Source organism: Nonomuraea sp. NPDC052265 (assembly GCF_044547985.1).
Taxonomy (GTDB): Bacteria; Actinomycetota; Actinomycetes; order Streptosporangiales; family Streptosporangiaceae; genus Nonomuraea.
Genome location: NZ_JBIUBJ010000048.1, coordinates 3,330 through 15,368, shown reverse-complemented (window position 1 = coordinate 15,368; position 12,039 = coordinate 3,330). Strand labels below are relative to the sequence as shown.

Here is a 12,039-nt window from a genome sequence, read left to right as displayed (position 1 = left end):
CCGCTGACCTCCCCGGTCGCCGGGTTGAAGATCTCCGCCGTACGGCTGTCGCCGTCCGTCAGAGCGCCGTTGATCCAGTGCTTGACCGACTTCACTGAGCTGCTGCCTCTGCGTTGATGACTTCGAGTGCGTTGACGATGATCCCCAGGCCCTCGGTGGCCTCGTCCACCGTGAGGGTGAGGGGCGGGGCCATGCGGATGGCGGTGCCGTACAGGCCGCCCTTGCCCGCGAGCAGGCCCGCCTTCTTGGTCTCCTCCATGAAGCGCACGGCCTGGGCGGGGCTCTCCAGCTCGACGGCGAACATCAGGCCCTTGCCGCGTACGTCCTTGACGATCGGCAGGCGTGCGGCCGCCTCCTTGAGGCCGCCGATGATGAGGTCGCCGGTCCGCGCCGCGTTGGCCTGGAGGTCGTGGTCGAGGACGTAGTCGAGGGTGGCGTTCGCGGCGGCCATGGAGATGGGGTTGCCGCCGAACGTGGACAGGCCCACGGCGTGCGGGCCGTCCATCAGGTCGCCGCGGGCCACGATGCCGCCGACCGCGAAGCCGTTGCCCAGCCCCTTGGCGAACGTGATCATGTCGGGGGTCACGTCGTGGTTCTGGATGCCGAAGAACGCGCTGCCCGTACGGCCCCAGCCGGTCTGCACCTCGTCGGAGATGAGGTAGATGCCCTGCTCGTCCAGGACCTCCTTGTAGGCGGCGAACAGGCCGTCGGGGGCCATCGTGAAGCCGCCCACGCCCTGGATCGGCTCGGCGATCAGCGCCGCCACGTCGTTGGAGACCGAGGTGGCCAGCACGTGGCGCAGGTCGTCCACGCACGCCTTGATGTAGTCGGCGTCGGACAGGCCCTTGAACTGGGTGAGGTGCCGGTCGGCGCCGTGCAGGAAGTGCACGTTGAGCGGGGAGAGCGAGTTGTTCTTCCACGCCCGGTTGGAGGTGACGCTGACCGCGCCGAAGCTGCGCCCGTGGTAGCTCTGCCGCATGGCGAGCACCTGGTCGGTCTTGCGGGCGTACGTCGCGAGGAGGAGGGCGGTCTCGTTGGCCTCCGTCCCGGAGTTGGTGAAGAACACCTTGGCGTCGGGGATGCCGGAGAGCCGGGCGATCTTCTCGGCGAGCTCGACCTGGCCGCGCAGTAGGTAGACGGTGCTGGTGTGGACCACGCCGGTGGCGAGCTGGCGCTCGACGGCGTCGCGCACCTCGGGCACGTCGTACCCGATCATGTTGGTCAGGATCCCGGCGAAGAAGTCCAGGTAGCTCTTGCCATCGGCGTCGATGACGCGGTTGCCCTTGCCGCTGACGATCTCGATGGGCTCGTTGTAGTTGAGGGCCAGCCAGTTCGGCATCACTGCCCGGTGGCGCGCGAGTAGCTCCGACATGCTCCCGAGTATCCCGTTCTCCCGCGGTTCCTCACAGCGGCAGGCTGTCGGCACGGGGTCAAATCACCTTACAAGATGTAAGTCCTCCCCCTAGGGGATCACCCGTGCGCCTGGGGGCGTACGCGCCGGCCCCCCGGTACGCCGCCAGAGGCATCGCGATTGACCACTCGCGGGCGACGACCCGGCGGGGCCCGCTCGGCCACCATCGGACCATCGACGAACCGAGGAGACCGAGATGACCGTCACCATCGACCTGCGCCCCGAGGCGCCCGCCGGGCCGCCCAAGCTCGACCGCGACCGGCTCCGCCGCGCCCAGCAGGACACCCTCGACACCCCGCGCATGGACTACAGCCTGCTGGCGCGGATGATGTTCAAGCCCGTGGACCTGATGTACGGCAGGAAGGGCTCGTACACGAAGTTCGCCATGCTGGAGATCATCGCGCGGGTGCCGTACCAGGCGTGGGAGCGGATGGGCTACTGGGCCGTCCACCGGCACGCCGGACGCTCGGCCCTGGCCAGGAGGGTCTTCGAGCGCATCGTGGAGGCCCGCGCCGACCAGGACAACGAGCAGTGGCACCTGCTGATCATGCAGGATCTGGTGCAGCGCGCCGGGCAGCGCCAGAACTGGCTGCTGCACAAGGCGGCGCCGTGGCTGATCGCGTTCTTCTACTACCACGTGTCCTGGGTGCTGTTCGTGGTCCGGCCGGACTGGAGCTACCGGCTCAACGCCGAGTTCGAGGACCACGCCGAGCACGAGTACATGACGTTCGTGGCCGAGAACCCCGACCTGGACTTCGTACCCGACCCCGGCACGTACGCCGAGGAGTACGGCCGCTACCGCTCGGTGGCCGACCTGCTCCGGCAGATCGGCCACGACGAGCGCACGCACAAGCTCGACAGCCTGGAGAGCATGCGTGAGCCCCGCGTCCGCTAGACCTTGGCCAGTTCGGGAGCCGCGACGGGGGCGGCCGGGCGCAGCACGACCAGCGCGAGCAGCGCGGCGGCGACGCTGAACCCGGCCCCGACCCACGACCCGAGGTGCACGGCCACGGTGAAGGCCCGGTCGGCCACCTCGCCGAGCCCGATCTGCTCGGCGACCCCGATCGACTCGCGGGCCGCCGCGGGCGCGTCGAGCGGCATCTCCGCGGTGTAGACGCCGGCCAGCACGCTGCCGAGCACGGCGATGCTCATGGCCAGGCCCACCTGCTGCACGGTGTCGTTGAGCGCGGAGCCGACACCCGCGTGTTCCAGCGGGATGGCCCCCATCAGCGAGGCGTAGGCGGAGGGACCGGCCAGGCCGCCGCCCGCGCCCATCAGCACCAGCCCGCTCATCAGCGGCAGGTAGCCGGTGGTGAGCGCCATCACGACGAACCCGACGGCCATGATCAGCAGCCCGGCCGAGATCAGCACCCGGTTGGACACCTTCTTGCCCAGCGCCGCGCCGACGCCGTTGAAGACGACGGCCGCCGCCGCCTGGGGCAGCATGGCCAGACCGGCCTGGAGCTCGCCGTAGCCCAGCACGAACTGCAGGTACTGGGTGAGCATCAGCATCACGGCGCCCGCGCCGAACGACATCAGCAGGATCGAGAAGGACGCGCCGCTGAAGTTGCGGTTCCGGAACAGCTGCAGCGGCAACATCGGATGCTCGGCCCGTCGTTCCCAGATGACGAACACGGTCAGCGAGACGACCGCCAGCGCGATGAAGAGCAGGTTCCACTCCCGTTCGATGATCACGTAGACGGCCGAGGTCAGGCCCACGATCGAGAGCACCACGCCCACCGGGTCGATCCGCCGCCCGGCGCTGCGGGTCTCGGGCATCAGCGCGAAGGCGGCCACGATGGCCAGCACCGCGATCGGGATGTTGAGCAGGAAGACCGAGCCCCACCAGTAGTGCTCCAGCAGGAAGCCGCCCAGCGTCGGCCCGGCGATCACGCCGAGCATCGCCACGCTTCCCCAGATGGCCATGGCCTTGCGCCGCTCGTCCTCCTCGAAGACGGTCATGAGGATGGAGAGCGTCGAGGGCATCAGGATCGAGCCGCCGACCCCCATCAGGGCCCGCGCGCCGATCACCTGCCAGGGCTCGGCGGCCAGCACGGCCAGCAGCGACGCGCCGCCGAAGAAGGCCAGGCCGATGACGAGGAAGCGGCGGCGGCCGTACCGGTCGGACAGGCTTCCGGCGGTCAGCAGCAGGCCCGCGAAGACCAGCACGTAGGCGTCGAGGATCCACTGGATGTCGGACGGCGTCGCGCCCAGCTCCTCGATCAGGGACGGGATCGCCAGGTTCAGCACGGTTCCGTCCACCGTGAGGACCAGCAGCGAGAGGCAGAGCACGACAAGGACCCACCAGCGACGGGGGTCTCGTACAGCGTTCGAGGTCACTCGCACAGCGTACGACAACTCTCGCACACTGTGCGAGAGCATTTATCCTGGAGGCATGACCGCCAAGCAGTTCACCTCTGTCTGGTTCCGCGAGCCGCGCAAGGCCGCCGCCCCGGGCCGCAGCCGCGAGGAGATCGTCCGGGCCGCGCTGGAGCTGCTCGACCAGGAGGGGATGGCTGGGCTGAGCATGCGCAAGCTCGGCGCGAAGCTGGGCGCCGGCGCCACCAGCCTCTACTGGTACGTCGCCAACAAGGACGAACTGCTCGAACTCGCCTACGACCAGGTCTGGGCCGAGATGACCGTCCCCGACGCCGCGGAGGTGGGCTGGCGCGACGCCGCCTCCGCCATGGCCTACGGCATGCGCACGGTCATGCTGCGGCACCCCTGGTCGGCCGACCTCCTCGGCCGGGTGCCCGCACTCGGCCCGCACGCCCTGTCCGCCTCCGACCGAATGCGCAAGATCTTCAGGGCGGCCGGGTTCCACGGCCTCGACGTCGACTACGCCGTGGCCGCCGTCACCGCCTTCGTCTACGGCATGACCCTGCCCGAGATCGCCTGGGACGCCACCGCGAAAGACTCCGACTACGACGCCGACGAGATGCGCGGCATGGTCGCCAAGGCCGCGGCCGACCTCCCCGACATGCTGGAGAGCCTGGCCATGGGGGCGTACCAGGATCCGCAGGTCCTCCGGGCCACGGCGTTCGACTTCGGGCTCGTGTCGGTGCTCGACGGCCTTGAGCGGCGGCTGGCGACGTAGCAGGATCCGGGGCATGAGCGATTTCCGCGCGGCCCGCGACCTTCTCCTGAGCGCCGACTACCCCACGGCCCGGCGTGACTTCCGCTGGCCGGAGGCCGAGCAGTTCAACTGGGCGCTCGACTGGTTCGACGGGGTGCTGGCCGCCGAGACGCCGCAGGCCGCGGCCCTGACCATCGTGAACCCCGGCAGCCGGGTCTCCCACACCTTCGCCGAGTTGTCGGCCCGCTCCAACCAGGTCGCCAACTGGCTGCACGAGCAGGGCGTGCGCAGGGGCGACCGCGTCCTGCTCATGCTGGGCAACCAGAGCGAGCTGTGGGAGTCCCTGCTCGCGGCCATGAAGCTCGGGGCGGTGGTCATCCCCGCCACCACCCTGCTGACGGCCAAGGACATCGGCGAACGCCTCGAACGCGGTCAGGTCGCCCACGTGATCGCCAACGCCGCCGACGCGGGCAAGTTCGGGGCCGGCGAGTTCACGAGGATCGCGGTCGGCGACGCGTACGGCTGGCTGCCGTACCGCGAGGCGTACGAGGCCGCCGAGCGCTTCACCCCCGACGCCCCCACCCGGCCCGGCGATCCCCTGCTGCTCTACTTCACCTCCGGCACGACCTCCCGCCCCAAGCTGGTCGAGCACACCCACGCCTCCTACCCGGCCGGTCACCTGTCCACCATGTTCTGGATCGGCCTGCGCCCCGGCGACGTGCACCTCAACGTCTCCTCCCCCGGCTGGGCCAAGCACGCCTGGAGCAACGTGTTCGCGCCCTGGAACGCCGGGGCGACCGTGCTCATCCACAACTACGAGCGCTTCGCCGCCCGCGCCCTGCTGGAGGTGCTGCGCGACGAGCGGGTCACCACGTTCTGCGCGCCGCCGACCGTGTGGCGGATGCTCATCCAGGAGGACCTGGCGGCCTGGAAGTTGCCGCTGCGCACCGCCGTGGCCGCGGGCGAGCCGCTCAACCCCGAGATCATCGACCAGGTCGCCAAGGCGTGGGGCATCACCATCCGCGACGGCTACGGCCAGACCGAGACGACCGCCCAGATCGGCAACGTACCGGACGAGCCGGTCAAGCCCGGATCGATGGGACGCCCGCTGCCCGGCTACGACATCGTGCTCATCGACCCCATCTCCGGCGAGCCCGGCGACGACGGGGAGATCTGCCTGCCGCTCGCCCCCCGGCCCCTGGGCCTGATGGCCGGGTACGTCGGCGGCTCCGCCGAGGCCATGCGCGACGGCTTCTACCACACCGGCGACGTCGCCACCCGGGACCAGGACGGCTACATCACCTACGTCGGCAGGACCGACGACGTCTTCAAGGCCTCCGACTACCGCATCTCGCCGTTCGAGCTGGAGAGCGTGCTGCTGGAGCACCCGGCCGTGGCCGAGGCCGCCGTCGTGCCCGCCCCCGACCCGGTGCGCCTGGCCGTGCCGAAGGCGTACGTGATGCTGGCGCCCGGGTTCGAGCCCGGCGCCGAGACCGCACGGTCGATCTTCCAGCACTGCCGGCGGGAGCTGGCGCCGTACAAGCGGGTGCGCCGGCTGGAGTTCGCCGAGCTGCCGAAGACGATCTCGGGGAAGATCCGGCGGGTGGAGCTCCGGGTGCGCGAACCTCAAGGTGAGTACCGCGAGGAGGAGTTCAACCTGTGACAGTGTGTATATGGCTGTATGACCGTTCTTACAGGTTGATCGGCTAGGCTCGCCCCGTGCTGCCCACCATCGCCGACGTCCTCGCCCTGGAGACCGTTCGCCGGGGCAGCCCGCGCGTGGTCGCGGGCGCCGACCGGCTCGACACCAGGGTGCGGTGGGTGCACGTCGGCGAGATCGCCGACATCGCCCATCTGCTGCGCGGCGGCGAGCTGGTGCTCACCACGGGCGTCGCACTCCCCGACGACCCGGAGAAGCTCGCCGACTACATCGGCGAGCTCGCCTCCGTCGGGGCCTCCGGGCTGATCGTGGAGCTGGGCCGCAGGTTCCTGCGCGAGCTGCCGCGGGCGGTGGTCAAGACGGCCGAGGAGCACGGGCTGCCGGTCATCGTGCTGGCTCGCGAGACGCCGTTCGTGCAGATCACCGAGTCCGTGCACGCCCGGATCATCGACATCCAGCTTGAGGAGCTGCGCGCCTCCGAGCAGCTGCACGAGGTGTTCACCGAGCTGTCGGTCGAGGGCGCCTCGCCCGCCGAGGTGCTGACCCAGGTCGCCCGGCTGTCCGGCCGCCCGGTGCTGCTGGAGAACCTCGCCCATCAGGTGCTGGCCTGCGAGTCCGCGGGCCGCGACGCCGGCACGCTGCTGGCCGGTTGGGAGAGCAGGTCGCGGGGGGTGGCCCTGGCCGAGCGCACGGCGTACGACCCCGCATCCGGCTGGCTGGTCACCACCGTCGGCGCGCGCGGCCAGGACTGGGGGCGGCTGATCCTGATCTGCGAGACGCCGCCGACGCCGCGCGAGCTGGTGCTCGCCGAACGCGCCGCCACCACGCTCGCCCTCGGCCGCCTGCTCGAACGCCACCAGGAGTCCCTGGAACGCCAGGCCCACGGCACGATCATCACCGGCATCCTGACCCACGCCTACGCCGACCCCGACGAGGCCGCCGCCCGCGCCCGCGCGGTCGGCGTGCCGTTGACCGGGCGCAGGCTGATCAGCGTCGTCATCAGGCCGACCGAACCCGCCGACCAGGCGCTCGACGGTCAGGCGCAGCTCGGCGAGCTGGCCGAGGCCACCGCCGCCGCCTGCCGCGACGCCCGCCTGCCCGCCCTGGTGGGCGCGCTCGACCAGGAGCGGGTCGGCGTCCTGCTGCCGCTCCCGCCGCGTACCAACGCCGAGCCCGCGCTGACCGCGCTCGCCGAGCGGCTGCGCGTGCTGTGGCCGCCCGGCTCGGCGTTCGTGCTGGCCGCGGGGTCGGTGGTGGAGTCCATCCGCGACGTACGGCGCAGCTTCCTCGAAGCCGAGCAGGTCGCGGACGTGGCCGTGCGCCAGCCGGACGGCCGCGCCTTCTACCGTCTGCCCGACCTGCGCCTGCGCGGCCTGCTCCACCTGCTGCGCGACGACGCGCGGCTGCAGACGTTCGCCGAACGCGAGCTGGGCCCGCTGCTGGCGCACGACGCCCAGCGCGGCGGCGACCTCACCCGGATCCTGCGCACCTACCTCGACGCGGGCCGCAACAAGGCCGTGGCCGCGCAGAAGGCCCACCTGTCCAGACCGGCCTTCTACGACCGCCTGCGCCGCCTCGAACGCATCCTCGACACCGACCTCGACGACGTCGAGTCATGCCTTTCACTGCACGTCGCGCTGCTGGCGCTGGAGTCCTTCCGCAGGGAGAACCGTTGAGAGCTCGTGATCACGGCATCGTCATCGGCACCGGCGTCCCCGGTCCGCTGAACGCGATCACCGACGTGCCCGGCGTCCTGGTCGGCCACACCACGCTGACCGAGGGCACCGCCCGTACGGGGGTCACCGTCGTCCGCCCCGGTCCGGGCCCGGCCTACGACTCCCCCGTCTACGCCGGTTACCACTGGCTCAACGGCAACGGCGAGATGACCGGCCTGCCCTACCTCGACGACTTCGGCCTGCTGCACTCGCCGATCGGGCTCACCAACACCTTCTCCGTCGGCGTGGTACGCGACGCGCTGGTCTCCCTGGAGATCGGCGGCCGGGGCGCGGGCGCGTGGTCGCTGCCGGTGGTCGCCGAGACCTGGGACGGACAGCTCAACGACATCGACGCCCGGCACGTCCGCCAGGAGCACGTCGAACGGGCCTACCACGGCGCCTCGGCCGGCCCGGTGCCCGAGGGCTCGGTCGGCGGCGGCACCGGCATGGTGTGCCACGGGTTCAAGGGCGGCATCGGCACCGCGTCCCGCGTGAGCGGCGACCACACGGTCGGCGTGCTCGTGCAGGCCAACCACGGCCGCCGCGACCGGCTCACCGTCAACGGCCACCCGATCGTCATGGACGACGTGCCCCGCCCCGGCATGCACGAGGGCGCCGGGTCGATCATCGCCGTGGTCGCCACCGACGCGCCGCTCCTCCCCCACCAGTGCCGCAAGCTCGCCCGGCGCGCCGGGCTCGGCGTGGCCAGGACGGGCGGCGCCGGCGAGAGCTCCAGCGGCGACGGCTTCATCTGCTTCGCCACCGGCAACCGCGGCCTGCCCTCCAACGCCCTCGACGACGGCGGCTCCGGCGTGTTCGAGGTGCGGGTGCTGGCCGACGCCCGCCTCGACCCGCTCTTCCACGCCGTGATCGAGGCCACGGAGGAGGCCATCGTCAACGCGATGGTCGCCGCCGGCACGATGACCGGCGCCAACGGCTTCACCGCCTACGCCCTCGACGGCGCCCGCCTCGCCGACCTGGTGAAATGAGCAACATGTCTGACGTCCTGATGCCCGACCTCGAAGACCTCGGCCGCATGATCGCGACCGCCGGCGCGTTCTCCGTCCCCGTGCACGACGTGCGGCTGACCCCCGACGAGCTCGCCCCCGAGCAGATCGTCGCCGGCGACCCCGCCACCTCGTCGCTGGAACTCGGCGAGGGCCGCGGCATCTGGGAGATCACCCCCGGCATCGTCACCGACGTCGAGACCGACGAGATCTTCGTGGTGCTGTCCGGCCGCGCCACGATCGCCGTCGAGGGCGGCACCACGATCGAGGTCGGCCCGGGCGACGTGTGCCTGCTGGCCGAGGGTGCGCGGACGACGTGGATCGTGCACGAGACGCTGCGCAAGGTGTACCAGTCCCGGCAGTCCGGGCAGTCCGGGCAGCCCCGCTAGAACCCCATCGCCGTACGGACCTCGTCCAGCGTGCGGACCGCCCGCTCCCGGGCCCGCTCGTTGCCCTGCGCCAGCACCTGCCTGGCGTCGGCCTCGGTGTGCTCGCGCCGCCGCCGCCTGATCGGGCGCAGGAACTCGTTGACCGCCTCGGTCGTCAGCGCCTTGAGCGCGGCGGCCCCGCCGTCGCCGATCTCCTCGGCGATCTCCTCGGGCGGGCGGCCGAGGCAGAGCCCGGCCAGGGTGAGCAGGGTCGCGACGCCCGGCCGGTGCGCTTCGTCGAAGGTGATCAGGCGTTCGGAGTCGGTGCGGGCCTTGCGGATGAGGGCGGCGGTCTCGTCCTCGGTGGCCGCCAGGGCGATGGCGTTGCCGCGGCTCTTGCTCATCTTGCCGCCGTCCAGGCCCATGAGCAGCGGACGCTCGCCCAGCATGGCCTCGGGCAGCGGGAAGACCTCGCCGTACCGCTCGTTGAAGCGGCGCGCGACCAGCCGGGCCACCTCAACGTGCGGGAGCTGGTCGCGGCCGACGGGCACCAGCGTGCCCTTGCAGAACAGGATGTCGGCGGCCTGGTGCACCGGATAGGTGAACAGCAGGCCGCTGACCGCGCGCCGGGCGCTGTGCGCGATCTCGTCCTTGACCGTCGGGTTACGGCTCAGCTCCGCCACCGACACCAGGCTGAGGAACGGCAGCAGGAGCTGGTTCAGCTCGGGGATCGCGCTGTGCTGGAAGATCGTGACCTTGGCCGGGTCGAGGCCGACGGCCAGGTAGTCCAGGAGCACCTCGGTGATGTTGCGCTGGATCTCGCCGGGCAGGTCGCGGTCGGTGATCACCTGGTAGTCGGCGATCAGCACGTACGTCCGGTAGCGGTCCTGCAGCTCCACCCGGTTGGCGAGGGTGCCGAAATAGTGGCCCAGATGCAGGCGTCCGGTCGGCCGGTCGCCGGTCAGGACGACGTCGTTCACGATGGCTCTCTCCTTCAGGTGTGCCGCCGCCTGAGGGGAGCCCGCGCTCGGAAGGGCCGCCACCAGGACGGCCCAGCATGGAAGATCAGCGGCCGTCTGCCGGCCGCCACCACATGCTGATACGGGTCATAGCGCAATGTTATCTGGGCTGGGTGTCAATCTTGTAACCTCTTGAGCAGTTTGGCGCGTTCGGCTGACTCCGGGACCTTGATCTCGTCAGGATGGTTCGGTCCCTTTTCCGCCCTCTGGAGAGTTCATGTCTCGACGCACCATCGCCGGCGGCCTGGCCATAGCCGCCACGATCACCGTCACCGCGCTGCCCGCCTCGGCGGCGCGGCTCGCGGTGCAGTTCCCGTCGGCCGACTTCCCGCTGGGCTCCCGGCCCGCCGCAACCAAGACGCTGACCGCCGTGACCCAGGGCATCGACCTGTACGACGTGAAGGCCGGCAGCTCCACCGACGGCTACACGGTGACCGTGCTCATGCCGAGCGGCCGCGACTACGGCGCCCTGGAGACCGCCCAGGCCAAGGTCGCCGAGGTCGAGGCGACCGGCGAGGCGCCGAGCCTGCAGAAGGTGGTCCGGCCGAGCGTGGCCGACGCGCCCTCCCAGACCGTCTACATGGTCCGCGTGGGGCTGTGGTCCTTCAAGGACAAGGCGAAGGCCGACGAGACCGCCAAGACGCTCAAGGAAGCCGGGCTGAAGGTCAAGGTCGACTACCTCGGCGACGACGGCCTGAAGACCACCGGCCCCTGGGACGCCAAGGTCGTCATGATCGACTCCCGGACGTTCCGCGGCTCGTACGCCGCCTCCCTCGGCACCAGCGTCGCCAAGCGCGAGACGGTCTCCTCTATGGCCAAGGCGCGCAACGCGGTGGTCGGCGTCAACGGCGGCTTCTTCAACATCCACACCGCCAAGAACCTGCGCGGCGAGCCCGTCGGCGCCTCCGTGGTCGCCGGACGCCTGCTCAGCGAGGCCGTCCCGGGCCGCTCGGCCGTGGTGCTCCAGGGCCGCGCCGCCCGCATCACCGAGCTGAGGACCGCCGTCACCGCGATCTCCCAGGATGGCGACAAGCTCCCCGTCAACGGCGTCAACCGCGCCGCCGCCACCGACGAGGCCGTCCTCTACACCGAGGAGTACGGCGCCAAGACCCCGACCGGCGGCACCGACATCGTCCTCGACGCCAACGGCAAGGCGGTCACCGTACGCGCGAGCGGCGCCGCCGTGGCCAAGGGCACCCAGGTGCTGCACGGCCAGGGCACGTCCGCCGAATGGCTCGACGAGCACGCCTGGGAAGGCTGGACGGTCAAGATCGACACGAAGGTCACCGACCTGCGTACCGGCAAGGCCCTCAAGCTCACCCCCGACCTGAACGTGATCGCCGGCGGCGTCGGCCTCGTGCGCAACGGCCACGTGAAGATCACCGCCAAGCGCGACGGCCACGACTCCGTGAACATGATCCTGCGCCGCCACCCGCGCACCCTTCTCGGCGTCACCAGGAACGGCAGCCTCATCCTGGCCACCATCGACGGCCGCCAGCCCGGCGTGACCGTCGGCGCCAACTTCCACGAGGCCGCCCAGTTCATGCGCTGGCTCGGCGCGGTCCAGGCCATCAACCTGGACGGCGGCGGCTCGACCGCGATGGTGGTGTCGAACAAGCTGGTCAACCGGCCATCGGACGGCGTGGAGCGCGGCGTCGGCGACGCCCTCCTCGTCCTTCCCCAGTAGCGGCCGGGGGGGGGGGGGGCGGCGCGCCCCCCCCCGCCCCCCCCGGCCCCCCCCCCCCCCCCCCCCCCCCCCCCCCCCGCCGCGGGGGCCCCCCCG

At 71.3% G+C, this 12,039-nt stretch carries 10 protein-coding genes; 7 read left to right on the top strand and 3 right to left on the bottom strand.

Features of this window, described 5'->3' with window-relative positions; all coding sequences use genetic code 11:
• Nucleotides 1-91: 91 nt before the first annotated feature.
• Nucleotides 92-1,372, bottom strand: coding sequence for an aspartate aminotransferase family protein (locus ACIHAD_RS48265; RefSeq protein WP_397361633.1), 1,281 nt, complete (start codon nucleotides 1,370-1,372; stop codon nucleotides 92-94).
• 235 nt (nucleotides 1,373-1,607) lie between these two features.
• Here ACIHAD_RS48265 and ACIHAD_RS48260 point away from each other — a divergent pair, with 235 nt between their 5' ends.
• Entirely contained in the window at nucleotides 1,608-2,306 is a 699-nt protein-coding gene (locus ACIHAD_RS48260) for an alternative oxidase (RefSeq protein WP_397361632.1), read from the top strand.
• Here the strand turns inward: ACIHAD_RS48260 and ACIHAD_RS48255 are convergent.
• Nucleotides 2,303-3,751 (bottom strand): MFS transporter, encoded by a 1,449-nt coding sequence (locus ACIHAD_RS48255; protein WP_397361631.1) that lies wholly within the window; start codon nucleotides 3,749-3,751, stop codon nucleotides 2,303-2,305. The two genes, ACIHAD_RS48260 and ACIHAD_RS48255, sit on opposite strands and share 4 nt — an antisense overlap.
• Before the next feature lie 55 nt (nucleotides 3,752-3,806).
• Between ACIHAD_RS48255 and ACIHAD_RS48250 the strand changes: the two genes are divergently transcribed.
• Genes ACIHAD_RS48250 through ACIHAD_RS48230 form a run of 5 tightly spaced genes read left to right on the top strand, consistent with a single transcriptional unit; the run spans nucleotide 3,807 to nucleotide 9,258 of the window.
• Nucleotides 3,807-4,508 carry a TetR/AcrR family transcriptional regulator C-terminal domain-containing protein gene (locus ACIHAD_RS48250; RefSeq protein WP_397361630.1) on the top strand — a complete coding sequence of 234 codons (702 nt, stop codon included), beginning with the start codon at nucleotides 3,807-3,809 and terminating at the stop codon, nucleotides 4,506-4,508.
• A 13-nt stretch (nucleotides 4,509-4,521) separates the two neighbouring features.
• A complete protein-coding gene (locus ACIHAD_RS48245; RefSeq protein WP_397361629.1) occupies nucleotides 4,522-6,150 on the top strand; it encodes an AMP-binding protein in 1,629 nt (542 codons plus the stop codon).
• Between the two features lie 56 nt (nucleotides 6,151-6,206).
• On the top strand, nucleotides 6,207-7,823 hold the full coding sequence (locus tag ACIHAD_RS48240) for a PucR family transcriptional regulator (protein WP_397361628.1): 1,617 nt from the start codon (nucleotides 6,207-6,209) through the stop codon (nucleotides 7,821-7,823).
• Entirely contained in the window at nucleotides 7,820-8,851 is a 1,032-nt protein-coding gene (locus ACIHAD_RS48235) for a P1 family peptidase (protein WP_397361627.1), read from the top strand. Before ACIHAD_RS48240 ends, ACIHAD_RS48235 begins: the two co-directional genes overlap by 4 nt.
• A 5-nt stretch (nucleotides 8,852-8,856) precedes the next feature.
• Entirely contained in the window at nucleotides 8,857-9,258 is a 402-nt protein-coding gene (locus tag ACIHAD_RS48230) for a cupin domain-containing protein (protein WP_397361626.1), read from the top strand.
• On the opposite strand, the gene trpS is transcribed toward ACIHAD_RS48230, so the two are convergent.
• Complete coding sequence (trpS, locus tag ACIHAD_RS48225) at nucleotides 9,255-10,217, bottom strand: tryptophan--tRNA ligase (protein WP_397361625.1); 963 nt, start codon at nucleotides 10,215-10,217, stop codon at nucleotides 9,255-9,257. The genes ACIHAD_RS48230 and trpS overlap by 4 nt on opposite strands.
• 256 nt (nucleotides 10,218-10,473) lie before the next feature.
• On the opposite strand from trpS, the gene ACIHAD_RS48220 reads away from it, so the two are divergent.
• Nucleotides 10,474-11,943: a phosphodiester glycosidase family protein gene (locus tag ACIHAD_RS48220; RefSeq protein WP_397361624.1), complete on the top strand. Its 1,470-nt coding sequence runs from the start codon at nucleotides 10,474-10,476 to the stop codon at nucleotides 11,941-11,943.
• Nucleotides 11,944-12,039: the final 96 nt, after the last annotated feature.

Bases quoted from the DNA above. Each gene is read 5' to 3' on its own strand.
- ACIHAD_RS48230 (WP_397361626.1), top strand. From the start codon at position 8,857: ATGTCTGACGTCCTGATGCCCGACCTCGAAGACCTCGGCCGCATGATC.
- ACIHAD_RS48220 (WP_397361624.1), top strand. From the start codon at position 10,474: ATGTCTCGACGCACCATCGCCGGCGGCCTGGCCATAGCCGCCACGATC.
- ACIHAD_RS48250 (WP_397361630.1), top strand. From the start codon at position 3,807: ATGACCGCCAAGCAGTTCACCTCTGTCTGGTTCCGCGAGCCGCGCAAG.
- ACIHAD_RS48260 (WP_397361632.1), top strand. From the start codon at position 1,608: ATGACCGTCACCATCGACCTGCGCCCCGAGGCGCCCGCCGGGCCGCCC.
- ACIHAD_RS48265 (WP_397361633.1), bottom strand. From the start codon at position 1,372: ATGTCGGAGCTACTCGCGCGCCACCGGGCAGTGATGCCGAACTGGCTG.
- ACIHAD_RS48245 (WP_397361629.1), top strand. From the start codon at position 4,522: ATGAGCGATTTCCGCGCGGCCCGCGACCTTCTCCTGAGCGCCGACTAC.